The organism is Kitasatospora nipponensis (assembly GCF_039528135.1).
GTDB classification, from domain to species: domain Bacteria; phylum Actinomycetota; class Actinomycetes; order Streptomycetales; family Streptomycetaceae; genus Kitasatospora; species Kitasatospora nipponensis.
Genome location: NZ_BAAALF010000066.1, coordinates 14792 through 39114, shown reverse-complemented (window position 1 = coordinate 39114; position 24323 = coordinate 14792). Strand labels below are relative to the sequence as shown.

Genomic DNA, 24323 nt, shown 5'->3' with positions numbered 1-24323 from the left:
GCTCCGTGTCCCGCCCGGTGCGGGCACCGGGCGGGACACGTGCCGGGCGCGAGGCGGTCAGCCCTCGATGCGGTGCTGCGTCCAGAAGGACGTCAGGTCGGTGCTGGTGGCCGCCTGGGCGGCGGCCTTGAACTCGGCCGTGGTGGAGACGCCGTACCAGTGCGACTGCGCGTAGTCGTGCAGCAGCTTGGTCATCGCGGTGTCGCCGAGCACGCGCTGCAGGTCGTGCAGGGCGCACTTGCCGTAGTCGTAGACCACGGTGGAGTAGCGCGAGGAGTGCGCGTCCCAGTAGGCCATCGAGTCGGTGATCTTCTCGGCGGTGGAGGCCCAGGAGACGCTGTTCCAGCAGCCCGAGCCGGTGCTGCCCAATGCGAGGTCGGTGGCGTAGTCGGTGAACGCCTCGTCCAGCCACGGGCTGTTGTACTCGTCGTCGCCGACGATGCCGTAGAACCACTGGTGGCCCAGCTCGTGGGTGAGCGCGGTGGTGCTGACCAGGTCGAGGACGAAGCCGGGGTACTCCATCCCGCCGAACCAGAAGTTGTTGTCCAGGACGGCGTCCACCTCGCCGTACGGGTAGGCGCCGAAGCGCTGGGCGTGCGCGTCGATGGCCGAGATGGAGGTGCTCAGCATCGACTGCGCGCTGGCGGAGCTGATCCCGCTGACCGAGTAGACGTTGACCTTCACGCCGGCCGGCGAGGTGCCCGATATCCGGCTGAACGGTCCGGCGGCCCAGGCGAAGTCGCGGACCTGGCCGGCGGTCGCCTTGGTGACGGTCCGTCCGGCGGCGCCGGGGGTGTCCACCGAGGTCCCGGTAGCGGGCACCAGCAGGCCGGAGGGGTGGTCGAGGGTGACGGTGAAGTCGGCGGCGAGCGAGTAGAAGGACTCACCGTTGTTGGTGTACGGGTCGAGGTGCCAGCCCGCCGCGTCCCGGATCGCCAGCACCGGCAGCGCGTTGCCGATGAAGCTGAACGCCCCGTCACGGCCGAACCGGTCGGCGCCGTCCGGCACGGTGATGCCCAGGTCGAAGCCGATCGAGCCGCTCTGACCCTGCGCCAGCGGCGTGGGCAGCGTGATCTTGAGCGCGGTGCAGCCGACGGTCAGCGCCGCCGCGGTGCCGCCGGTCACGTTGGTGACGGTGATCGGCGTGCTGGGGCAGCTGCCGTGGTAGTTGTCCCACAGCCGCAGGTACACCTCGCTCAGCGCGGTGGGCGAGGCGTTGCTGAACGTCGCGCTCTCGTGGCCCGTCCAGCTGCCGCCGGTGCTGTCGCTGGTCAGGTTGACCGTGTAGCCGAGGGAGGCGGGCGTGCGCGTGGCGTCGGGCGGCGGGGTGGTCCCGCCGCCCGAGGTGTTCAGCGCGACGTCGTCCACCACGAAGCTGGTCTGCAGGCTGGGGTCCTCCACGCCGCTGAAGGAGAGCGTGACGGTCTGACCGGCGAACGAGGAGACGTCGAAGGACTTCTGCAGGTAGCCGGAGCGGGCGTCCAGGTTGGAGTACGTCGCCAGCGTGGTGCCGCCGATCTTGGCGGTCAGCTTGTCGTAGGCGACCGAGGTGGTCGTCTCCGCGGTGTCGATGTGCAGCCAGAAGCTCAGCGTGGCGGTGCTGCAGCCGGTCGGCACGGTCACGCTCTGCGCGAGGGTGTCGGTGTGGGTGGAGCCGCGGCCGTCCAGCCAGGCGAACGAGCTGCCGCCGTGGGCGCTCTGGCCGGCCCGGTTGGTGATCACGGCGGTGGACCCGGTCCAGGGTGAGGTTCCGCTCTCGAAACCGCCGTTGGCCACCACCTGGGTGGGCGTGCAGTCGGCGGCCGACGCCGCGTGCGCCGGGGCCGTGGTGGCCGACGCCGCCGTGGCGGGCACGGTCACCGCGGCGGCCGCGAGGAGCGCGGCGCCGGCGAGGACGGGGAGGAGTCTGTTGCTCATGCTGCTCATCGGATCCTCTCGGGGGACAGCTGGTGGGGACAGCTGGTGGCCGCTCGGGAGGAGGGGGCGTTGTCACCGGGAAGATGACATGCCGTCAGGTGGGGCCGTCGAGTCGCCCTCCCCCGCCCCTGGGGCCAGGAGAAAAGCCTGACAGTAAACCCCTGGCATTGAAAGGGTCATGCCATAACCATTCGGGGGCCGGGTGCCGGCCGGGCTCGGCTCACTCGCCCGGGTGAATCCGCGGCCGCGGCGTGCCCGGCGGCCCCCGCCGGGGGTTGAGTGGGAGTGACCCGACACGGCTCCTCCACCCTGCCGGCCGACCCCCGCCGGGCCTGGGCGAAGCACGCTCCCCCGCCGCCGCCACCCGCAGCCGCGACCGCACCGGTCGAGGAGGCGTCCGACACCCTGCACATCGACGCCTTCGCCTCGTCGTGGGCCGAACTGGCCACCGCCCTGGCCGACGCCGACGTCCCGCTGGAGGTCGGCGACACCGGCCGGCTGCGGCGCTTGGCCAAGCTCGACGCCGATCTCGTCGCCACCCTGGCCCGCTGGATCCGCCACCCGGGCGCGCCCGCGTAGCCGTCCGCCCCGCCACCGGCAGGACCCGGGCCCCCGCTCCTCACCCCCGGACCCCGGACAGCACGACGGGCAGCCACGGGGCGGTGAACCGCCGCCGTGACTGCCCGTCGGTGAGGCCGGGTCAGAACTGGGTGCTGACCGTCACGCCGCTGAAGCTGGTGTTGGCGTAGAGGCTGATGTAGCGGTAGCCGGCCGTCGGGTTGGTGACGGTGAGGCTCTGGGTGGTACCCGGCTGGGTGGACGAGGCCGTGAAGGCACTCGGCGACGCCCAGGTGGTCGGGTTGTAGTACAGGGACAGGGTGCCGGTGCCGCCGGAGGTGGTGACCTTCAGCGTGCTGGTGCCGGCCGGCAGGTAGATGTACATGTAGTCGCTGTTGCCGGCGGCCTCGGCGCGGTTGGCCCGGGAGCAGTTCTGGCCCATCGCGTCGGTGCGCGCGTCGGTGCAGGTCGGCAGGGTGGTGCCGCCGCTGCCGACGGTCACGGTGACCGAGGTCGGGGTGCTGGCGGTCTTGCCGGCGGCGTCGGTGACGGTCAGGTCGACCGTGTAGGTGCCGGCGGCGGCGTAGGTGTGGGTCGGGTTCTGCTGGTCGGCGGTGGTGCCGTCGCCGAAGCTCCAGTGCCAGCCGGTGATCTGGGAGGTGCTGTTGGTCACGACGGACCGGTCGGTCAGGGTGACCGTGGCGCCGTTGACCGACTGGTCGAACAGGGACGTCGGGCCCGCGGCGTAGCAGGCGCCGGCGGCGCAGCTGGTGAGCCAGCTGTCGAAGTCGGCGTCGTAGGCGGTGCCGATGCCGTTGTAGACCGCGTAGCCGCCCTGGTAGTCACCGGTGCGGAAGTGGTTCAGCATGGCGGTGACGTCCGCCGGGTGCTTCTCGAACATGTAACGGACCGCGAGGTAGCCCCACGGGTAGACCCGCGTCGAGTCCGAGTTGTCGTAGGTGTTCTGGAAGATCGTGCTGAGCTTGTAGGTGTGCTTGGCCGCCTCGGTCATCGCCTGGGTGTCGGTGGTGCCGCGGTAGGCGTAGGACTCGTACTCGGCGACGCCCTCGATCCACCAGATGTTCGGCACCGAGATCTCGGTGCCGAAGTTGCCCTTCATGTCGTAGATGCCGTCGAGGTAGTGCGTGTACTCGTGGTTGAGGTTCCACACGTTGCCGGTGAAGCCGTCGATCCAGGACTTCTGGTACATCACCGACACGGCCTGGTTGGCCGGGTCCGTCGGGTCCATGACCGTCTGGCCACCGTTGTTGGTGGAGTTGCCGAAGATCGCCCAGGAGTAGGTCAGGTAGTCGGCCTGGTTGGCGAACATCGCCAGGGTGATGGTCTTGTCGTACTGCCCGGGGACCGGACCGTTGTCCTTGACCATGTTGTGGAAGAAGGTGTCCTCACCGCGGAGGCTGGCGCAGACCGCGGCCAGGTCCGCCGGCGAGAGGGCCTCGGCCAGCAGGTTGCGGTTGTCACAGGTCAGCGTGTTGGTCAGGACCGCGGCGGTGAGCTTCGCCGGCAGGTTGCAGGTGTTGTAGTACGAACACTGCGAGGGGTCGTACTGGTTCGCCTGGAAGGCGGTGTGCACGTACAGCGGACCGGTGGCGCCGGTGATCTGGACGGCGTCGAGCACCGACTTCACCAACGGCTTGGCGACGGCCTCGATGGTGGCGTTGTCGCCCGAGATCCGGGCGAGGTCGTTGCCCGCGTTGACGTCGAGGAAGGCGTTGGCACCGCTGAGCAGGTCCTTGTGGTTGAGCGCGAAGGTGCTCAGGGTGGGCAGGATGCTCGGGTCGGTGCTGACCGCACTGACGAAGTCCGCGTTCCAGTTGCCCCGCCACAGCGGCGCGGAGAGCACCGCGTTGACCGCGTTCACCAGCTTCGGGAACGCGTTGTAGGAGTTGTTGTAGCCGTTCAGCACCTGCTTGTAGGTGTTCAGGTACGTGCCCTGCAGGTTGGCACTGTCGGTCAGGACGAGCACGTCGTAGAGCACGGTGCCGTTGTTGTCGCTGACGTCGTTCCAGTGCTTGCTCGCGAAGAAGGCGTCGAGGCCGGCCTTGGTCGCGGCGGTGAGCGCGGCGGTGTAGGGACCGACGGCGCCCGCGTTGTAGGACTGGACGTAGTAGCCGGCGCGCAGGAAGAGCACCAACTGCCAGATGCCGGTGGAGTTGTCACCGGTGTAGGTGGTCGCCAGGCCCTGGAAGGCCTTGGCGACGGTGAGCATCTGCTGCTCCTTGAAGATGTTGCCCGCGTCGGTGCCGGTGACGTTGAACAGCGTGTTGACGCAGGTCGTGGTCGAGGCCTCGATGAAGGAGACCAGCGCGGCGCCGCTGCGGCTGCCGAAGTCGGCCGGCGTGCAGGTCTGCGCGTCGGCGGCACCCGCGGCCAGGGCCGACCGGGTGGCGTCGGCCTTGGCCGCCTGCTGCTGGACCGGGCGGGGGGTGGTCTGCACGGCGGTGCCGGCCGGCTGGCCCATGACCACCTGGCCGAGCAGGGCCGGCGGCAACGGAGCCGCGACGGGGGCGCTGTCCTGCGAGCCGGCCGCGACGATCGGGCCGAGCGGCTTGGGGAGGTCGTTGGCGGTCGCGGCGGCCCGCTCGGCGGCGGCCGGGCCGGCCGTGGCCAGCGCGGAGGCCGGCAGCGTGGTGGCGGCGATGGCACAGCCGGCGACGACGCCGGCCATGAGGGTGGGGAGCGATATTCGCAGGCGCACTGCTGGGTCCTTCTCCTGTGGGGGGAGTTAACTGAGCGTCAGGCGAGGCGATGGGGGAGTTGACATGCATCCTGCCATCGGATGACGGGGAGAACAATGTCACATGTCATATGACCTTGTGCGCCCTGCCGGGTGCGGTGCGGCTATGGGGGTCGACCTGCACGGATCGGGCAAACGGGTCACGAGGGGGCCTAGTGCAATATCACACGTAGCATGTCAGATGCTTTCCGCCACCTTCGCCCCCGGCCCGGCCCGCGTCAACCCCCTGGACCGGCCCGAACACTCCGGAGCCCGGCGACTTGAGCCGGGGTCAGCCGGTGGCGGCGGCGGAGGTACGGTCACCCCGGCGGCGGTCCCCGCGGCGCGGCGCGGCGCCCACCGGTGCCCGCCCAGTGCCCGCTCGGTGGCTGCGGAAAAAACTTCGTCGACCGTGTCGATTCGACGTCCCGCCGTTCGACGCACAGGTGACGGCTGCCGGAACGTCCGGGATCCACCGGACCCAGCCCGAAAGTTCAGGGAGTAGCAATGCGGTTTCTGATGATGCACCGGCTCGACGAGCGCGCCCCCGAGGCGTGGAACCCCAGCCAGGAGTTCATGGCGAAGATGGGGGCGTTCATCCAGGAGTCGGTCGAGAAGGACATCCTGATCACCGCCGAGGGCGTCCACCCCTCCGACAAGGGCGCGCTGGTCCGCAAGGTCCGGGGCGGTGCGACCACCGCGACCGACGGACCCTTCACCGAGGCCAAGGAGGTCATCGGCGGCTTCGCCCTGATCAACGCCGCCGACCACGCGGAGGCCGTCGCCTTCGCCCGGCGCTACGCCGAGCTCTTCGAGGAGGTCGAGGTCGAGATCCGTCAGGTCGTCGAGTTCGACGAGCTGCCCCAGGACTGACCCGGCGCCACCTGCGGCCGCCGCCAGCCCCACGCGGGGTGGGCCGGGGGCGGCCGCGGGGGCGGGCCGACCCGTGCGGCCACGGCCGCGCGGACCTCCGTTCGGGCCAGCCGAAGTCGCTGGGCCGCCGGGCTCCCCGGACCATTCAGTCATGGAAGACTACGAGATGCGGGCCGAGCACGAAGACGGCGATCCCCACGGCGCGATCCTGCACTGGCACATGGTCCGGGACCGGAGCAGCCAGGCCATGTGCGGTCGCGACATCTCCCCCGACGCCGCCTCCCAGTCCCCCGACGCCTGGGGCACCGAGGCGGCGCAGCCCTTCTGCCACTCCTGCGGCGCCGCCTACCTGCGGCAGGTGCCGCTCAGTACCGGCCGCAACCCCTGACCCCGGCGCCGCGCGGCGAGGGCACGGCAGCCACCCGGCGGGAGAAACTCGGGCGACAGTCGGGCGACGGGCGCCCTAGCATCGGGGTCTGCGTGCGCTGGCGCGCTCCCCCTCCCGCTGCTCTCGATCGGTCTGCCCGTGAAAGCCGTCATCCCCGGTGTGCTGCGCGAGGAGCCCGAGTTCGCCCGGCTCTTCGCCGGGCAGTCGCTCTCCGTCCTGGGCGACCGCGTGTCGTTCGTGGCAGTGCCCTTCGCGGTGCTCTCGGTGGGCGGATCCGCCTCCGACGTCGGGCTGGTGACGGCCGCCGCGCTGCTGCCGCTGCTGCTCTTCACCCTGGTGGGCGGGGTGTGGGCGGACCGCTTCCGGCCGCACCGCATCATGCTGCTCTCCGACCTGCTGCGGTGCGCGGTGCAGGGCACGGCGGCCGTCCTGCTGATCACCGGAACGGCCACGGTGACCCACCTGGTCCTGCTGATGGCCCTGTTCGGCACCGCGGACGCCTTCTTCATGCCCGCCTCCACCGGCCTGCTGCCCCTCGTCGTCCCACCGGGGCGGCTGCGCGAGGCCAACGCCCTGCGCGGGTTCGTCCAGTCCGGCGGGCTGGTCCTGGGTCCGGCACTGGCCGGCGGGCTGGTCGCGCTGGCCGGCCCTGGTGGGGCGCTGGCGTTCGACGCACTGACCTTCGCGACCAGCGCGCTGTTCCTGAGCGGGCTGCGACCGCGCGGCAAGACGGTGGACGGGGCCGGTGGCGGCATCCTGCCCGAGCTGCGGGCGGGCTGGGCGCAGGTGCGTTCGCGGACCTGGGTGTGGTCCGGGATGGCGGCCATGGCGGTCTACCACGTCGTCGTGCTGCCGGCGGTCTTCGTGCTGGGGCCCGTGCTGGCCCAGCGTCAGTGGGGCGGTGCGGCCGGCTGGTCGCTGGTGGTGGCCGCCTTCGGCGTGGGGGCGATCGTCGGCGACGTGTGCGCCTACCGCCTGCGGATGGCGCGCCCGATGGCGGTGGCCGCCGCCGCGCTGGCGGTGGCCTCCTGCCAGGCGGCGATCATCGGCTCCGGCGGTTCGGTGGCCCTGATCGCGGCGCTGGAGGCGGTGACCGGGGTGGCGGTCTCGCTCTTCTTCGTGCTGTGGGAGACCGCGCTGCAGACCCACATTCCCGAGGGCTCGCTCTCGCGGGTCAGCTCGTACGACAACCTGCTGTCGGCGGGGCTGATGCCGCTCGGGCTGGCGCTGGCCGGACCGGCGTCCGCCTCGCTGGGCGTGCGGACCACGCTGTTCGCGATGACGGCCCTGGCGGTTCCGGCCGCGCTGGCGCTGCTGTGCGTGCCGGCCGTTCGCCGGCTGCCCGCGCATCTCCCGGTCGACGGGGCGGCCGAGCCGCCGGCCGACCTGCCGGGCGAGCCGGTACCCGGGGACGCGGCGGAGCCGCCGGCCGCGGCCGCGGACCGGGTGCCCGCCGGTCCGGCCGGCGGCTGACCGCACCGGCCGGACCGGACCGACGGACGCTCAGGAGGCCGTGCAGGCGAGCGTCGGGGTGCCGTTGACGCCGCTCCAGGTGCCCTGGACCCCGAACGTGGTCCCCGTGCCGGGGGCCAGCGTGCCGTTGTAGGACAGGTTCGCGGCACTGACGCCCTGGCCGCTCTGCTGCGCCACGGTGTTCCAGGAGTTGGTCAGCTGCTGACCGTCTGGCCAGGTCCAGGTCACGGTCCAGCCGTGGGTGGCGGTGGTGCCGGTGTCGGTGACCGTGACGGTGGCGCCGAAGCCGGGGTTCCACTGGCTGTCCAGGTGCCAGGAGGCGGCGCAGGCCGGGGCTCCGCCGCCCGCGCCGGTGGTCGCCGTCACGGGGGTCGAGGCGGCCGAGGTGTTGCCGGCCGCGTCGGAGGCCGTGACCGTGTAGCGGTAGGCGGTCGACGGGTTCAGGCCGGTGTCGGTGTAGCTCGTCCCGGTCACGGTGGCGACCCTGACGCCGTCGCGGTAGAGCGTGTAGCCGCTGACGCCGACGTTGTCGCCGGCGGCGGCCCAGGAGAGCGAGGCGCTGGTGGCGGTGGTGCCGGTGACGGCCAGCGCGGTGGGGACCGAGGGCGGTGTCGTGTCGCCGCCGCTCCCGGCGCGGGTGGCGTCGAAGGAGAAGGTGGTGGTCGCCAGGCCCTGGCCGCCCTGCCAGATCTCGAACCCCGCCTCGGCGTCGATCAGGTACGAGCCGGCCGCGGTGACCCCGCGGCTGACCGAGTCGTCGACCAGCGCCTTCAGGTCGAGGTCGGCGAACGAGGTGGCGCCGCCCTGGAGGACGTAGGAGACGATCTTCCAGGCGGACTGCTGCCCGGTCCAGACGTCCCAGGTGTGCCCGGCGACGGTGGCGGTGCCGGTCTTGGCGCCGAACGGCTGGACGCCGCCGCGGCTGTTCTGCCAGACCATGATCTCGCTGTCGTCCGGCTGGCCGGTGGTGGTCGGCGTCGAGTTGGTCCACAGGTCGTAGGCGACGTCGTAGGCACCGGCCGCGGGCTGCACGGTGCTCCACGAGGAGGTGGCGGAGGCCAGCTGGTTCACCTGGATGGGCAGGCTGCTGCCGGTGGTGCAGGCACCCCAGTGGCAGCCCCGGTAGATCGAGGGATAGGTCGCCGGGGCTCCGCCGCCACCGAGGGTGAAGTCGGCGGTGCTCACGCTCCAGGCGGTGCCCGAGGTGGCGGTCAGGCACTGGGTGGCGGTGGAGTTCCACTCGTTGGCCTGCAGGGTGTAGGCGCCGCCGGCCAGGCTGATGGTGCCCTGCGGGTCGCAGGTGGAGGTGCCGGTGGTGCCGGCGGCGACGGCCGGGTAGGCGTTGGCGACCAACTGGTCGAACTGGGCCGGGAACCACTGGCCGGCCAGCGGGGCGTTCGGCAGCGCGCCGGTGGTCCGGCCGTTCCACCCGGCGCCGGCGGGCGTGTAGGTGGGGTCGCACATCCGGTCGAAACCCTTGCCCTGGTCGTTGGCGACGGCCGTGGAGCTGCCGTCCGACTCACCCGGGGGCTTGATCCAGACGAAGGCGTCCAGGTGCGAGTCGGGGTAGCCGGCCGGGGTGGCCTGCGGCAACTCCCCCAGTCCCGCGCCCGACGCGTTGCACCAGGCCCCGCGGTGCGGTCGCCGGTCGACCCGGCTCGCGTTCAGGAAGGCGCCGGCGTCGGTGCCGGTGCCGGCGGCGGTCGGCCGGTTCGGCCCGCCCCAGCCGTTGCGCGAGGTGTCGACCACCATGCCGATGCCGGCCGGGAATCCGGCGGCGACCAGGCGCCGGTACAGGTCGGCGGTGAAGGTCGCCTCGTCCAGGTCCGGGTTCCACTGGTAGAAGTCGTTGGGCGCGGCGGCGCCGATGACCTGCTGCCCGCCCACCGTCGTCGAGGCGGTCAGGAACGGCTCCCTGAGCGGCGTGGTGTTGGCGGTGTCGGTGGCGAACCCGTCGACACTGGCGAAACCCGCGCTGGTGGCCTTGGCGACCTTCGCGAACTCGGCTGCGGCGGGTGTGGAGTTGGAGGGCCAGCCCAGCCACCCCGCGTGCCCGGCGTCGAGGTAGGTGTAGACGTTGCCGATCGCGTGCAGGGCGTTCAGCGCGTACTCGACGCCCTGCTCGTACAGCGGGCCGGCGCTCTGGCAGGCCGTCACGGCGGAGTTGGTGACGATGTTGGGCAGCGAGTCCGGCTCGACGGTCGCCACGATCCGCAGGCCCGCGTACTTCGGCTGTCCCAGGAGCGCCGCGATCGGGTCGATGTACTGCGTCTCGTAGCGGGCCAACCCGGCTGCAGTGGCGGGGAGTTCACCGTTGGAGGCGAGCGCGTTGCAGTCCCGGCCCGGCAGGTCGTAGACGACCAGGCCGAACACCTCGGGCGTGCCCGCCCGGCGCTGCGCGAGCGCGGCGTCCAGGTGCGCCTGCAGGCCCATGCCCCCGGCCGGACCGGCGATGGCGCCGATGCTGTCCATCCACACCGAGGTCGGCTGACCCTCCACGGTCCGCATCCGGGCCGCGACGGCGGGATCCTGCTGGGCGGCGGCCTCGGACTCGACCTGCGCCTTCCAGAGCGGGTTGACGTACCCCGTCGCGCCGGCGAACGGGTTGTCCTGGTGGGCCTCGGGCGTCGCCGCGGTGGCGAGTGCGGCCGGCGCGGCGGCAGCGACGGTGGGGGCGGGCGCGGCCGTGACCGGCGCGGCGGTGGCCACCGACAGCGGCAGGATCAGCGAGGCGCCGATCGCGCCGACGAGCGTGGCCGCTCGCAGTCGTGGGAGGTGTCGACGTGCCATGGGTGCGGTCCTTTCGTGGGTGGAGGATCGGTCCGCGCCGCCGCCGGCGCCACGGGCGGCGGTGACGGCGGCGGGCAGGGAACGGGAGCGCTCCCACTCGTCGCGGAGGGAGACCTGAGGCCCTCGGGGCGGGGCAGCGCAGTGGGGTGGCCGCAGCGGGTGGGGGAAGCGGCGTCCCTCATCAAGCCAGAGGCGCCGTGAACCCGTCAACGGTTCTGACGGCATTTCCTCTTGGCCGTGATGTCCGGCGCGCCGGGCCGCGCGGGACATCCCGTGGCAACGCGGTGGACACCCCCTTGACACGCACCCCCGGAAGGCGGGAATCTTCCGCCAGGCAAGTGGGAGCGCTCCCATCAGGTTCCCACTCAGCTCCCACCCCGCTGCACCGGACGCCCCACCCGCCGCTCCCGCCGGCGCCCTGTCCCACTCCCCCGTCCCACCCCCGCCCCCCTGCCACGTCCTCGCCCCAGGAGATGCCATGCGCACCGCCCCGCCCACCCGCGCCGCCCGCCCCGCGAGAGCCGTCCTCCTCGCGACCACGGCCCTGACCGTCACCGCGCTGCTGGCCACCGGCTGTTCGTCGAGCGGCAGCGGCGGCTCCGCCGGCGCCGACCCGAACGCCAAGATCACGCTCACCGTCGGCGACTTCGGCACCTTCGGCTACAAGGAGGCCGGCCTCTTCGACGCCTACACGGCGGCGCACCCGAACATCACCATCAAGGAGAACACCACCACCCAGGAGGCGGACTACTGGACCGCCCTGCAGACCCACCTGTCCGGCGGCGGGCTCGACGACGTCCAGGCCCTGGAGGTGGGCCGGATCGCGCTGGCCACCTCCGACGCGCTCAGCGGCAGTTTCGCCGACCTGGCCAAGGCCCCAGGGGTCAGCAAGGGCGACTACCTGCCGTGGAAGTGGCAGCAGGCGACCACCGCGGACGGCCGGACCATCGGGCTGGGCACCGACGTGGGCCCGATGGCGGTCTGCTACCGCCAGGACCTCTTCCAGGCGGCCGGGCTGCCCTCCGACCCCGCCGCGGTCGGCGCGCTCTGGGCCGGTGACTGGTCCAAGTACGTGCAGGCGGCCCGGGACTTCCAGGCCAGGGCCCCGAAGGGCACGTACTTCATGGACTCCGCGACGGGCCTGTTCAACGCCGTGGTCTCCTCCAGCACCCAGCAGTACTACCGCGGCGGCGCCCTCGACTACAAGAACTCCCCCAGCGTCAAGTCCGCCTGGGAGCTGGCCATGCAGGCCGACGCCGCCGGCTCCTCCGAGGGCCTCAAGGAGTTCGACACGCCCTGGCAGACCGCCTTCTCGCAGTCCACCTTCGCCACCACCATCTGCCCCTCCTGGCAGCAGGCCAACATCGAGAAGTTCTCCGGTCCGTCGGGCGCCGGCAAGTGGAACGTCGCCCAGGCACCGGCCGCCGGCAACTGGGGCGGCTCGTTCCTGGCCGTGCCGTCCTCCGGCGCGCACGTCGCGGCCGCCGAGGCCCTGGTGGCCTGGCTCACCGCGCCCGAGCAGCAGGCCAAGGTCTTCCAGAAGGTCGGCAACATCCCCTCCAACCAGGGCGCCTACTCACTGCCCGGGGTGGCCGACTTCAAGAACCCGTACATCGGCCCGAACGCCGCCACCGGCCAGATCTTCTCCACCGCGGCCAAGGCCATCCAGCCCGCCGAGACCGGACCGCACGCGGGCGACCTGCAGAACGACTTCAGCAACGGCATCCTGCTGGTCGAGCAGAACCACCGCAGCGCCACCGACGCGTGGAACGCCACCGTCCAGCAGATCGACAGCAGCGTCCAGTAGCCGACCGCCAGGAAGGAGGCCCTCCCGTGGCCACCCCCACCGACGCCCCCACCGGCGCCACCACCGGCGGCCACGGCGCCGCCCGCGCCGGCGCCGCTCCCCCGGCGCCCACCGTGCGCACCGGCCCGGCGCCCGCCGACCCACCGCGGGCCACCTGGCGCAGCCGCCTCTACCGCTGGGACACCAAGGGCTCCCCGTACGCCTTCATCGCCCCGTTCTTCCTGCTCTTCGCCGTCTTCGGCCTCTTCCCGCTGCTCTACACGGGCTGGCTCTCGCTGCACCAGGTGAGCCTGTACGCGGTGGGCCGCACCCGGTGGGTGGGGCTGCGCAACTACACCGATCTGCTCACCGGCCCGCTCAGCCACTACTTCTGGAACGCCCTGGGCAACACCGTCACCCTGGGCCTGCTCTCGACCGTGCCGCAGCTGCTGATGGCCATCGGCCTGGCCCACCTGCTCAACTACCGGCTGCGGGCCCGGTCCTTCCTGCGCACGGCGCTGCTGGCCCCCTACGCCACCTCGGTCGCCGCCGCCACCCTGGTCTTCGCGCTGATCTTCAGCCCGGAAGGGGGGATGGCCAACTGGCTGCTGGGCCTGGCCGGTTTCGGGCCGGTGCACTGGGAGGCCGGGCGCTGGACCTCGCAGCTGGCCATCGCCACCATCGTCACCTGGCGCTGGACCGGCTACAACGCCCTGATCTACCTGGCGGCGATGCAGGCGGTCCCCGGCGAGCTGTACGAGGCGGCGGCCATCGACGGGGCCTCCCGGTGGCGGCAGTTCCTGCACGTCACGGTGCCCGCGCTGCGTCCCACCATCCTGTTCACCGCCGTCGTCTCCACCATCGGGGCGACCCAACTCTTCGGCGAGCCCTACCTGTTCGGCGGGCAGAGCGGACACCAGGGCGGCACCGCCAACCAGTACGAGACCCTGGGCGTGCTGATGTACGACCAGGGCTTCCACAACAGCATGCTCGGCCGCGCCTGTGCCGTCGCCTGGACGATGTTCGCGCTGCTCCTGCTGATCGGACTCGTCAACGCCCTGGTGGCCCGCCGGCTGCGCGGCTCGCAGTGACCGGGAGGAGCCCCACCATGACCACCGCCCAGCCGGCCGCACCGGCCCGCACCGCGCCGTCCGCCCGGCCCCGCCGGCCCGGCCGCCTGCGTCCCCCGCGCCCGGGCGCCGGGCGTCAGCACCACGCCGGTCCACTGGCCCACCTGGTGCTGGCCGCCGTCGCGCTCGCCTCGCTCTTCCCGCTGTACTGGACCCTGGTGGCGGCCTCCACCGACACCCACCGGGTCGTGTCGAGCCCACCGCCGCTGCTGCCGGGCGGCAACCTGTTCCACAACCTCGACTACGCCTGGCACAACGCCGGCGGCCGCGGCATGGGCGTCGCCCTGCTCAACTCCACCCTGGTGGCGGGGTCGGTGACGCTGGGCACGGTCACTTTCTCGCTGCTGGCCGGATTCGCCTTCGCCAAGCTCCCCTTCCGCGGCCGCGGCGTGCTGATGGCCCTGGTGGTCGCCACCCTCGCGGTCCCCGCGCAGTTGAGCGTGGTGCCGCTGTTCATCCTGATGAAGAACCTCGGCCTGGGCAACCACCTCGGCGCGCTCGTGCTGCCGTCCCTGGTGACGGCCTTCGGGGTCTTCTTCATGCGGCAGTACCTGGTCCAGGCGCTGCCCACCGAACTGCTGGAGGCCGCGCGGATGGACGGCGCCAACTCGCTGCGCACTGTCTGGCACGTCGTGGTGCCGATCGCGCGTCCCGCGCTGGCGGTGCTGGGCATGCTCACCTTCGTGCAGTCCTGGAACGACTTCCTCTGGCCGATCATCGCGATGAACGGCTCCACCAACCCCACCGTGCAGGTCGCGCTCGCCGGCCTGGGCACCGGCTGGTCCACGGACTGGTCGGTGATCACCGCCGGCGCGCTGATCGGCACCCTGCCCCTGCTCCTCGTCTTCGTCCTGTTCGGCCGGCACATCGTCGGCGGCATCACCCAGGGCGCGGTCAAGGGGTGAGCCACGCCGGCCCGCCCCCACCGGCCACCGCCGCTGACCGCCGCCCCCCACCGCCCGACGACCGCGGCCCGAGGGCCGCCGAGACGACCACCGTCCCACCACCGCCTCACCCCAGGAGCGTCCTGTCGTGACCACCGTGCTCCCCGCCGCCCCGCTCGTCTTCCCCGCCGGCTTCCGCTGGGGGGCCGCGACCGCCGCCTACCAGATCGAGGGCGCGGTGGCCGTGGGCGGCCGCGCCCCCTCCATCTGGGACACCTTCAGTCACACGCCCGGCAAGGTGCACGCCGGCGACAGCGGCGACGTCGCCACCGACCACTACCACCGGTACCGCGAGGACGTCGCCCTGATGTCCGAACTCGGCTTGCAGGCCTACCGGTTCTCGCTCTCCTGGCCGCGCATCCAGCCCACCGGGCGCGGCCCGGCGCTGGAGGCCGGGCTGGACTTCTACCGCCGCCTGGTGGACGAGCTGCTGACCGCCGGCATCGAGCCGGTCGCCACCCTCTACCACTGGGACCTTCCCCAGGAGTTGGAGGACCTCGGCGGCTGGCCCGCCCGCGAGACCGCCGAACGCTTCGGCGCCTACGCCCAGTTGGCCGCCGACGCGCTCGGCGACCGGGTCAAGCTCTGGACCACCCTCAACGAGCCCTGGTGCAGCGCCTTCCTCGGCTACGGCTCCGGGGTGCACGCCCCCGGCCGCACCGACCCGGCCGGCGCCCTGCGCGCCGCCCACCACCTCAACCTGGCCCACGGACGGGCGGTTTCGGCGCTGCGCGCCGCCCTGCCCGCCGACGCCCGGATCTCGGTGACGCTCAACCTCCACCAGGTCCGGGCCCGTTCCACCGACCCCGCCGACCTGGACGCCGCACGGCGCATCGACGCCGTCGGCAACCGCGTCTTCACCGGCCCACTGCTGGGCGGCGGATACCCCGAGGACCTGCGCGCCGACACCGCCCACCTGGTGGACTGGCAGGCCCTGGTGCGGCCTGGCGACGAGGCGGCCATCGCCGCCCCGATCGACCTGCTGGGCATCAACTACTACACGCCCACCCTGGTCTCCGCACCCCCCGAGGGCGCGCACCACTCCCCCCGTGACGCCGCCCGCGACGACGCGCACGGCGCCAGCGACCACTCGCCGTGGCCCGGCTCCGAGCACGTCCTGTTCCACCGGCCGCCGGGCGAGGTGACCGCGATGAACTGGGCGATCGACCCGAGCGGCCTGTACGACCTGATCACCGAGGTCGCCCGGGCCAATCCCGGCCTGCCGCTGATGATCACCGAGAACGGCGCCGCCTTCGAGGACACCCTCACCCCCGACGGCGAGGTCCTCGACCCCGAGCGGATCGCCTACCTGCACGCCCACCTGACCGCGGTGCACCGCGCGATCGCCGAGGGCGCCGACGTACGCGGCTACTTCCTGTGGTCGCTGCTGGACAACTTCGAGTGGTCGTACGGCTATGCCAAGCGGTTCGGCGCCGTCTACGTCGACTACCCCACCCAGCGCCGGATCCCCAAGGCCAGCGCCCACTGGTACGCCACCGCCGCCCGCAGCAACGCGATCCCGCCGGCGCACCAGCCCGGCTGAGGCGGGCCCGCTCCCCCCGCCCCGCGGGCGCGGCGGCGTAAATTCGCTGGCCGCGGCCCGCGGGCGGGCATAGCCTCCGCGCCATGACCTCACAGGACCTCGCCGACCTGGTGATCCGCGCCGAACGCCCCGACGAACACGACGAGGTGCGCCGACTGCACGCGCTGGCCTTCGGCGACGGCGAGCGGGTGCCGCGGCTGGTGGACACCCTGCGGGCGTCCCCGGCGGCGCTGCCCCCGCTCTCCCTCGTCGCCACCCTCGACGACGAGGTGGTCGGGCACGTCCTGCTGAGCGCCTGCCGACTGGACGCCCTGCCCAGGCTGGTCGACGTCTACGCGCTCTCGCCGCTGGGCGTGCGGCCGCGGGACCAGGGTCGCGGCATCGGCACCCGGCTGATCGAGCACGCGCTGGCGGCCGCCGACCGGCAGGGCGCGCCGCTGGTCTTCCTGGAGGGCTCGCCGCGCTACTACCGGACCCGGGGCTTCCTCGCGGCGCAGGAGCTCGGCTTCCGGCCCCCGACGCTGCGCTACCCGCCGGGCGCCTTCCAGGTGGCCCGGCTCTCGGCGCACCAGGCGTGGATGACCGGCACCTTCGTCTACTCGGAGCCCTTCTGGGCGCTGGACTGCGTCGGCCTGCGCGGCCCGCGCCTGGCCGCGGCGGTCACCGGCGGCGCGACGACCTGACGGTTCGACGACGCGACGGCTCGACGACGCGACGGTTCGACAACGCGGCGGCCAGGCGGCCCGATCGCCCGGCGGCCGGACGGAGCCGGGCTCAGGCGCCGTCGAGCAGCACCGCCATGGCCCCGTAGGTCGCGTACCCCGCCTCGAAGTCGGCGCGCGGCACGGAGAGCTTCCCGCGCGCGGGGTCGTTGACGGTCACCGTGTCGTCCGTGTAGCCGGTGACGACGACGGTGTGCTCGGCGGGGCCGGCGTAGGGGATGCTGCGACCGTCGTAGGCGGTGTAGGGCTGGTCGGGCAGGTGGCGCCACAGGTAGTCGACCCAGACGATCGCCGGTCGCCCCGACTCCACGTGGCCGCGCACGGTGGCGGGTGCGATCCCCTGCCCGGCGGCGACCACGGTCAGGCCGTAGCCGCGGGCCGCGGCGGCCACCGGCGGGTAGTAGACGCCGTAGCCGGTCCCGTCGCTCTCCGAGCCGTCCGGGTCTCCGACGAAGGCCTTGAACGGGTCACCCGAACGGCTGCCGGAGTGCCCGAACTCGGGGTGGTCCAGGTCGACGCCGATCGCGTCCAGGATCGTCCGGTCCTGCTCCCGCACCCCGTAGGCGGCCAGCACCATGCGCAGCGCGGTCGCCTCGCAGTCGTCGCCGAGCTGCTGGTAGTACAGCGGGACCCGCACCGCCCCCGCCGCGGAGGCGGGAGCAACCGCGGTGGCCAGCAGGGACGTTGTGAGGACGGTGAGGCACGCGGCGAGGACGCGGCGCTGGGGCCGCCGGCTGGTTGTCATACGCCGCACGCTAGTCGGCGGCCCCGAGCGCCCGCAGCCCCGCGACGGCGATCGAGTGACGCCCCGCGCCGTGCGCCGCGGGGCTCACACGTCACCCGGCTCGGGACTACGCCTCGCCCGGGCGCCAGGCCGGCCACTCCCACGGCCGGTCCTCCCAGTGGACCAGCTGCGGGTCCTTCAGATCGATGTCGGGGAACAGCTCGTGGGCGCGGGCCTCGAACTCCTGCGGGTCCACGGGCTCCCAGCCGTGCCCCTCGAAACGGGCGAGCCGGTAGCGGCTGTCGGTGCGGAACTCGGCGACGAGGATGAGCGGGTTGGTCATGTCGTCAGGCTGCTGCAGCCGACCGCCCCGCGCATCCCGGGCCACGCCGGGATTCACTCCGCCGGCCGCACCGGTCCGACGGGTGCGCCGGCCGTTCGCCGCGCACCGGGACGCCACCGGTCAGCCGCGTTCCCACTGGACGAGGTCCGCCCAGGCGGGCCCGCCCCGGCGGCGGACCGGCGGTGGTTGCTCGGCGGCCGGGTGGCCGAGGCAGACGATCAGCTCGGGGCGCACCCCCTCGCCCAGGGCGAGCAGCGTGCCGACCGCGGCCCGGCTGAACGAGGTGACCGGGCCCGCGGCCAGGCCGACGGCGTGGGCCGCCAGCAGCAGGGTGGCGGCGGCGGTGCCCACGTCGACGTACGGTCCGTGGTTGGCGGCGGGGAACCCGTAGCCGCGCACCCGCGCCCAGTCGACGCAGACGACGATCGCGGCGGTGGGGTGCTGCAGCATCCCGGGCGAGACCATCCGCAGCGCGCGCAGCAGCGGGGGCCGGGTGACCACGACGTAGCGGTGCAGGCGCCGGTTGCCGGCGTGCGGTGCGTAGCGGGCGCTGTCGAGGACCGCGGTCAGCAGGCGGCGGTCGACCGGTTCGTCGCTCAGGCCCCGGACCACGCGGCGGGTGCGGATCGCCCGCAGCACGGGGTCGGCGGCGAGGCCCTCACCGGCGTGGCATTCATCCGAGCCGTCCCCACCGGAACCGTTCCCACCGGAGCGGTCCTGGCCGGCGCGGTGCGCGGTCACGGGGTCGCCGCGTCCAGGTCGAGGGCGGTGACCAGGTGCTCGGCCACCGAGCGGCACAGACCGTCGAGCCGTTCCCGGTAGCCGTCCGGGTCCCCGGCCAGCACCGCCGTCTCGGCGAAGCCCCGGCTGATCTCCGCCAGCAGCGGGCGCAGGGCGGCGCCCGCGGCGGGCTCGATCAGGGCGGCCAGCCGGCCGGCCGCGGTCAGCAGGCGCAGCGGCGCGTACTCCGCCGCCTCCTCCAGCTGGGTGCGCGCCGCCGTGACCAGGTAGGCGAGGATCTCGACGGCGTCGCTCTCGTGGAGCACGGGAGAACCGGACACGCGCGCGCCCTTTCGCTCGTTCGCCGCCGGCGCGCGGTGGGGGCCGCGCGCCGTGGCCGGGTGGGGAGAAGGCCCCCTGCCAGCAGTCTCGTGCCGCGGCCCCCGGGCGGCTCGCCGGACGCACCCGCTCAGGGGCCCTCACCGGCCCTCACCGGCCGTTGGTGGCCGTCCGTTGCCGGGGCCCGGGGTCGGCCCGGGTCCACCGGCTCGGCGTGCGCAGGCCGACCAGGGCGGCGGCCGGCAGGCCCGTCGCCGCCGCGCCGACGGCCAGCGCGCCGGCCAGGTCGTAGGAGTCCAACTGCCCGGTGGTCCACGCCAGGTAAGGCAGCGCGGTGAGCAGGGCGGTGGCGCCGGCGACGGTGCCCAGCAGGAGCCGGGTGAGCGGCGCGAGCGGCGGTGGCCTCCAGGCGTCCTGCGCGGGGTCCGGCTGCGGGAGGCTCAGCGGGATCAGCAGCAGGACCGAGAAGACGCCCCAGGCGTAGGCGGTGGGCCCCGGATCGCCGTGCGTGCCGGTCCACCAGGTGGTGACGAGCAGCAGGGCGGTGGCCGCAGCGAAGCGGGCACCCGCCCGCGCCCGGGCCTCGGCGCGGCGGGCCGGGACGGTGCGGCGCAGCCGGTGCAGGGTCAGGCCGGCCAGCATCGCCGGCCACCCGGCGGTGCCCGCCACCAGGTACTCTCCGGCCATGTGCCGGCCCAGGCCGGTGGTCGGGACCGGTCCGGGGCCGCCCAGGTCGGCGAAGCCGCGCCGCTGCCAGCGCCCGTCCCGGTCGCGCAGCAGCAGGCCGTCCTCCCGGTCCGCGACGATCACCCGGTAGCCGCCGGGCACCGGCGCCACGGCCAGCGTGGTGGGCGTGAGCACCGGCTCGTCACCCGCGACGAGGGCCAGCGCCGCCACCCAGCCCTCGGCCCGCCGCAGGTACTTCGCCCGCCCCGGTGAGAGCTGCCAGGCGCTCGACCAGTGCGCGCCGCCGTCCCGGCTCTCCTGCACCGACTGCAGCCCCTCACCCACCCGGTAGCAGTGCGCCGGCTCGGCCGGAACGCAGTCCCGGTCGCTGCTCGCCGGTCCCGACGGTGGTGGACCGGCGGAGGGTGCGCCGGTGGGCGGTGGCGGGGCGGGGGCGGGGGCGGGGGCCGGCCGGTCGCCGGGCTGCCAGCTGACCCCGCCGTCCGCCGAGACCCAGGCCGCCTGTCGCTGCTCGGCGGCCGTCCACAGCTCCAGGTGACCGTCGGCCCGACCGACCTCCCAGACCGCCGGCGGGCTGCCGGACCGGGAGGTGGCGACCGTGGCCAGCACCGCCAGCGGGACGGCGACCAGCACCCGCAGCCGGCGGGCGGCGCCCGCCGGCCCGGACCGGTGGCGCACCCGGGTCCAGAGCCACCAGGCGAGCAGCAGCGCGGGCAGCGCCAGCAGGTCGCCGGGGTCGGCCAGCACCTGGGACGGGCCGGCGGCCAGCGTCCAGAGCCGGGAGGCGAGGTGGGCGCCGGTGCCGGTGGGGGACACCAGCGCGAAGCCCGCCCCGGTGACGATCACCGCCCCCGCCGCCAACCGGTCCGCGGCCACCGGCAGGACCAGCGAGGCGAGCAGCGCGAGCAGGGCCGGCGCGATCACCAGTCCCGCCAGGTCGCTCAGCTTCCCGGTCACCCGGCCGGGCCAGGCGCCTTTCAGCACCCGATCGTTCAGCAACAGCACCACGGCCGCGACCAGCGCCACCGGATGCCCCACCCACACCGTCAACGTCCCTGTCGCGGCCCCCGCCCAGCGCGCCATGTCCAGCAGTCTGCCCGCGCCCGGTCACGACGCCGCCACTGCGCCGTCACGAATGACGCAGTGCCAACCAGGGCGGACCGCCACGGACTACAGCCGGACGACGTTCTCCGCCTGCGGGCCCTTGGGACCCTGGACGGTGTCGTACTCGACCTGGTCGCCCTCGGTGAGCTCCTTGAAGCCGGTGGTCTGGATGGCGGAGAAGTGGACGAACACGTCCGGCCCGCCGTCGTCCTGCTGGATGAAGCCGAACCCCTTGTCGGCGTTGAACCACTTCACGGTGCCAGTTGCCATCGGTACTGATTCCTTCGTCACGTTCCACGGCACCGCGTCGCGGTGCCGGCCCCGCGGCATCGGGCCCGGGCCGCTGATGCGTGCCCGCGGTGTCCCGCCCGCAATCAGCCGGGGAACCCTCGCGGCGGAAACCGCCGGTCCGGCAGGATCCGATCGGGTGACGGCGTTGGACCGGGTGACGCAACGGATCCGCGCGGAACCGAGCGGATCGGCGCCTCGGCGCGCGCAGGCGCGGGCGCGGGCGGGGGATCCGGTGGAGCGTGGTCACGGGCCGGCGGGCCCGGCCGGGGTGGTGGGGGTGGCGGCCCGGCGCGGGGCGAGGTCGGCGCGGGTGTGCAGGCCGAGCTTGCGCAGGGCCTTGGCGACGTGCTGTTCGACGGTGCGCGGTGAGAGGAAGAGGGCCTCGGCGATCTGTTGGTTGGACCGGCCGGCGCCCGCGAGTTGGGCCACCTCCGCCTCCCGGGGCGAGAGGGTGTTGCCGTAGCCGCGCGGTCCGCGCCGGTGGGTCAGCACGATGCCGTGCTCGCGCAGCGTGTGGCGGGCGTGCGCGGCGTCCCAGGCGGCGCCGAGCTGCGCGTCGGCGAGCAGCGCCCGGGCGTAGGTGGGCTGGGCCTCGACGGCGGCGAGGTCCAGCAGGCAGCGCCCTTCGGCCTCGGTGGCGCGGGCGGCCTCGTAGGGCCGACGGGCGGCGCGCCAGGCTCGGACGGCCCGTTCGTACCCGGTGGCCGCCTCGCGCGGGTGGCCGGTGGCTTCGGCCAGCAGGGCCCGGCAGGTGGCCAGGGCGGCGCGCGCGGCGGGCGTGTCGCGCCCCTGCAGGCCGGTGGTGAACTCCCGGACGAGGCACTCGGCTTCGCGGCGCCGACCGCCCCGCAGGAAAGCCTCGACGGCCGGCGGGGCGGGGTCGGTGGCCCACATCCAGGCGCCGGTGCGACGGATGTGGGCCAGTACGGGGGAGGTCAGGTCGACGGCCCGGTCCCAGTTGCCGGCGGCCGTCTCGATCCTGGCCAGGGCCGCGGCCGAGGACGGCAGGACGATGCCGGTGTCGTAGCGGGTGGTGTCGGCGGCGAGTTCCAGCAGCTCGCGGGTGCGGGTCAGGTTGCCGCGGACGGCCAGCGTGTGCAGGCCCTGCAGCAGCAGGCACTCCGCGACCAGGTCGGGGATGTCCGCGTAGTCGGTGGCGACGGTGGCGGCGCGGGCCGGGAGGTCCTCCCAGTGCCCGGTGGTCCAGTCGAGCAGGAGTCGGGCGGTGGCGAGGTGGCCGGAGAGGTAGGTCCGGGTCTCGTCCATGGCGGCCTGCGCGCGGTCCAGGTGCGTGCGGGCCCGCTGCGGGTGGCCGATGACGGTGGCGGCGTAGGCGAGGCTGGCGTTGCCGCGGGCGATCTCGGTCCGCTGGGCGGCGGTGTCGGCGCTCTCCGGCAGGGCGTCGGCGGCCTGCCGGGCCCGCGGGTCGGCCGTGAACATCAGGGCCGCGGCGTGGTTGACGGCGATCGCCAGGCGCAGCACGGGGTCCTGGACGCGCAGGGACATCCGCCGGGCCCGTGCCATCCAGGCGCCGTGCTCCACCAGGGGCAGGCCGGTGGTGGAGGGCAGGGCGATGGCGGCCATGGCCCGGGCGGCGAGGTCCGGCCGGGTCTCCAGGTCCGGGACGGCGCGGGCGATCTCGTCCAGTCCGACGGTGCCGTACCCCTGGTTGCGCATCAGGATGCCGCGGGACAGCCGGATCTCGCCGCGGGTGGCGGCGGCCGGCTGCTCCTGGTCGAGGACCCGGCGCAGCGCGTCGATGGCGTGGTGGCCGGTGCGGGCGTGCAGGGCGGCCCGGCCGAGCTTCAGGGCCAGCCGGACCCGCAGCCGGGAGGCGGCCGCGCAGGGCAGCGCCGCCAGCAGGAGGTCGGCGGCCGCGTCGTGCTCCGCCCGGGCGGCGGCCTGGTCGGCGGCGGCCTCGGCGTAGCGCAGCCAGTGCGAGGTGCGCCCGGCCAGCCGGTAGTGGTGGGCGATCCGGTCCAGCGGCAGCGGGCGGGGGTGTTCCGCCAGCAGGGCGCGGGCCGCCCTCAGGTGCAGTTCCTGGCGCCGGTGGGGTGGTTGGGCCTCGTACAGGGCCTGACGGGCCAGCGGGTGGCGCAGCCGGTAGGCGCCGCCGGCGTCCGGGTGCAGGAGGGCGTGGTCCAGGGCCTCCTCGACGCCACGGGCCGCGAGCGGGCCGGGCAGAGCGGCGACGTCCGCGAGGTGCCGCACGGTGGCCACCGCCTCGGCGACGGCCTCGCCCGCCAGGACGAGCCTGGCCTCGGTGCCCAGCGTGTGGAACGCGGCCAGCACCTGGTCCCGCAGGCGGCCCGGCACGCCGAGCGCGGCGAGGGCGGCGGCGTCGGGGGGTGGATCGCCGCGGGACGCGTCGCCGGGGGCCGGATCCCGGCAGAACTGATCGCCGGCGGTGGCGAGTTGGTCGAGGACCTCCGCGACGACCTCGGGGATCGCGGCGGTGCGCCGGTGCAGGGCCTGCACGAAGTCCTGCGAGGGACGCCGGGAGCCGAGTCGGCGGGCGGCGAACTCGGCCAGCTCGGTGCTGTCCAGTGGCTCGACCCGGTGCTCGATGCGGCGCATGCCGTCGCCGGGGCGGGTGGCCAGCAGGGTGAGCAGGTCGCGGGTGCTCGCGGGGTCGTCGCGGTGGGTGAGGACCACCGCCAGGTCCCTGGGCGGCCGGGCGAGCAGGTGGCGCAGGAGGTCCTGGGTGGCGTGGTCGGCCCACTGGAGGTCCTCCAGGACGAGGACCGCCGGGCCGGCGGCGGCCAGCAGCGCGCACAGGGCGCGGTTCGGGTTCGGGTGCGGGTCCGCGCTCGGGTGCGGACCCGGGCTCGGGTGGAGCGGGTCTCCCGGCGGGGTACCGGGCTCGGGTGGCAGGTGCCCGGCGAGCTCGGGCAGCAGCGGACGCAGGGCGCCGGTCAGCGGTGGCAGCGCGCCGCGCGCGGGTGGCGACCAGGCCGCCAGCGCGTCCAGGACCGGGAGCAGCGGCGGCCGGTCGTACAGGTCGAGGCACCGGCCGGTCAGTGCGGTGCGGCCGGCGAGGGCGGGGTGCGCCAGGAGGTGGCGCACGAGGTGGGTCTTGCCGATCCCCCGCTCACCGCCGACCAGCAGGAGGACGGGCGGCTCCGCGAGGGCCTCGGCCAGCGCCGTCAGGGCGCACTGCCGTGCCGGCGGGCGGGCTGACGGTTCGGTGGGCTGCACGCTTGAACGGTACTTTCCTGCCGTGTGACGTTCCGGGGGTGGTGGGGCCCGGAGGT

General features: G+C 74.1%; 19 protein-coding genes. 9 read left to right on the top strand and 10 right to left on the bottom strand.

Features of this window, described 5'->3' with window-relative positions; translation table 11 throughout:
• Positions 1–57: 57 nt before the first annotated feature.
• Positions 58–1917 (bottom strand): M1 family aminopeptidase, encoded by a 1860-nt coding sequence (locus tag ABD323_RS19530; RefSeq protein ID WP_425556071.1) that lies wholly within the window; start codon positions 1915–1917, stop codon positions 58–60.
• A gap of 285 nt (positions 1918–2202) precedes the next feature.
• Here ABD323_RS19530 and ABD323_RS19525 point away from each other — a divergent pair, with 285 nt between their 5' ends.
• Positions 2203–2496 carry a hypothetical protein gene (locus tag ABD323_RS19525; protein WP_344442998.1) on the top strand — a complete coding sequence of 98 codons (294 nt, stop codon included), beginning with the start codon at positions 2203–2205 and terminating at the stop codon, positions 2494–2496.
• 121 nt (positions 2497–2617) lie between these two features.
• On the opposite strand, the gene ABD323_RS19520 is transcribed toward ABD323_RS19525, so the two are convergent.
• On the bottom strand, positions 2618–5194 hold the full coding sequence (locus ABD323_RS19520; RefSeq protein ID WP_344442997.1) for a collagenase: 2577 nt from the start codon (positions 5192–5194) through the stop codon (positions 2618–2620).
• Between the two features lie 525 nt (positions 5195–5719).
• Here ABD323_RS19520 and ABD323_RS19515 point away from each other — a divergent pair.
• The 3 genes from ABD323_RS19515 (at position 5720) to ABD323_RS19505 (ending at position 7946) form a co-directional block, all read left to right on the top strand.
• Positions 5720–6085 carry a YciI family protein gene (locus tag ABD323_RS19515; RefSeq protein ID WP_344442996.1) on the top strand — a complete coding sequence of 122 codons (366 nt, stop codon included), beginning with the start codon at positions 5720–5722 and terminating at the stop codon, positions 6083–6085.
• Between the two features lie 151 nt (positions 6086–6236).
• On the top strand, positions 6237–6473 hold the full coding sequence (locus ABD323_RS19510; RefSeq protein ID WP_344442995.1) for a hypothetical protein: 237 nt from the start codon (positions 6237–6239) through the stop codon (positions 6471–6473).
• Positions 6474–6611: 138 nt separating this feature from the next.
• The gene (locus ABD323_RS19505) at positions 6612–7946 is read left to right on the top strand and encodes an MFS transporter (RefSeq protein ID WP_344442994.1); all 1335 of its coding nucleotides are present in this window, start codon (positions 6612–6614) and stop codon (positions 7944–7946) included.
• A gap of 30 nt (positions 7947–7976) precedes the next feature.
• Here ABD323_RS19505 and ABD323_RS19500 read toward each other — a convergent pair whose 3' ends face one another.
• On the bottom strand, positions 7977–10736 hold the full coding sequence (locus tag ABD323_RS19500; RefSeq protein WP_344442993.1) for a glycoside hydrolase family 6 protein: 2760 nt from the start codon (positions 10734–10736) through the stop codon (positions 7977–7979).
• Positions 10737–11214: 478 nt separating this feature from the next.
• Here ABD323_RS19500 and ABD323_RS19495 point away from each other — a divergent pair, with 478 nt between their 5' ends.
• The 5 genes from ABD323_RS19495 to ABD323_RS19475 all read left to right on the top strand — a co-directional run bounded on the left by ABD323_RS19495 (position 11215) and on the right by ABD323_RS19475 (position 16822).
• On the top strand, positions 11215–12543 hold the full coding sequence (locus tag ABD323_RS19495; protein WP_344442992.1) for an ABC transporter substrate-binding protein: 1329 nt from the start codon (positions 11215–11217) through the stop codon (positions 12541–12543).
• A 26-nt stretch (positions 12544–12569) separates the two neighbouring features.
• Positions 12570–13613, top strand: coding sequence for a carbohydrate ABC transporter permease (locus tag ABD323_RS19490; protein ID WP_425556069.1), 1044 nt, complete (start codon positions 12570–12572; stop codon positions 13611–13613).
• A 17-nt stretch (positions 13614–13630) separates the two neighbouring features.
• Positions 13631–14557, top strand: coding sequence for a carbohydrate ABC transporter permease (locus tag ABD323_RS19485; RefSeq protein ID WP_344442991.1), 927 nt, complete (start codon positions 13631–13633; stop codon positions 14555–14557).
• Between the two features lie 127 nt (positions 14558–14684).
• Positions 14685–16139: a glycoside hydrolase family 1 protein gene (locus tag ABD323_RS19480; RefSeq protein ID WP_344442990.1), complete on the top strand. Its 1455-nt coding sequence runs from the start codon at positions 14685–14687 to the stop codon at positions 16137–16139.
• An 83-nt stretch (positions 16140–16222) separates the two neighbouring features.
• The gene (locus tag ABD323_RS19475) at positions 16223–16822 is read left to right on the top strand and encodes a GNAT family N-acetyltransferase (RefSeq protein WP_344442989.1); all 600 of its coding nucleotides are present in this window, start codon (positions 16223–16225) and stop codon (positions 16820–16822) included.
• 91 nt (positions 16823–16913) lie between these two features.
• Here ABD323_RS19475 and ABD323_RS19470 read toward each other — a convergent pair whose 3' ends face one another.
• The 7 genes from ABD323_RS19470 to ABD323_RS19440 all read right to left on the bottom strand — a co-directional run bounded on the left by ABD323_RS19470 (position 16914) and on the right by ABD323_RS19440 (position 24267).
• Positions 16914–17606, bottom strand: coding sequence for a C39 family peptidase (locus tag ABD323_RS19470; protein ID WP_344442988.1), 693 nt, complete (start codon positions 17604–17606; stop codon positions 16914–16916).
• A 106-nt stretch (positions 17607–17712) separates the two neighbouring features.
• A complete protein-coding gene (locus ABD323_RS19465; RefSeq protein WP_344442987.1) occupies positions 17713–17928 on the bottom strand; it encodes a hypothetical protein in 216 nt (71 codons plus the stop codon).
• A gap of 120 nt (positions 17929–18048) precedes the next feature.
• Positions 18049–18669 (bottom strand): nitroreductase family protein, encoded by a 621-nt coding sequence (locus ABD323_RS19460; protein WP_344442986.1) that lies wholly within the window; start codon positions 18667–18669, stop codon positions 18049–18051.
• Positions 18666–18989 carry a DUF6092 family protein gene (locus tag ABD323_RS19455; RefSeq protein WP_344442985.1) on the bottom strand — a complete coding sequence of 108 codons (324 nt, stop codon included), beginning with the start codon at positions 18987–18989 and terminating at the stop codon, positions 18666–18668. The genes ABD323_RS19460 and ABD323_RS19455 overlap by 4 nt, the downstream gene beginning before the upstream one ends.
• A gap of 148 nt (positions 18990–19137) precedes the next feature.
• Entirely contained in the window at positions 19138–20757 is a 1620-nt protein-coding gene (locus tag ABD323_RS19450) for a hypothetical protein (RefSeq protein ID WP_344442984.1), read from the bottom strand.
• An 87-nt stretch (positions 20758–20844) separates the two neighbouring features.
• Positions 20845–21048, bottom strand: coding sequence for a cold-shock protein (locus ABD323_RS19445; protein ID WP_344442983.1), 204 nt, complete (start codon positions 21046–21048; stop codon positions 20845–20847).
• Between the two features lie 264 nt (positions 21049–21312).
• Positions 21313–24267 carry an ATP-binding protein gene (locus ABD323_RS19440; RefSeq protein WP_344442982.1) on the bottom strand — a complete coding sequence of 985 codons (2955 nt, stop codon included), beginning with the start codon at positions 24265–24267 and terminating at the stop codon, positions 21313–21315.
• Positions 24268–24323: the final 56 nt, after the last annotated feature.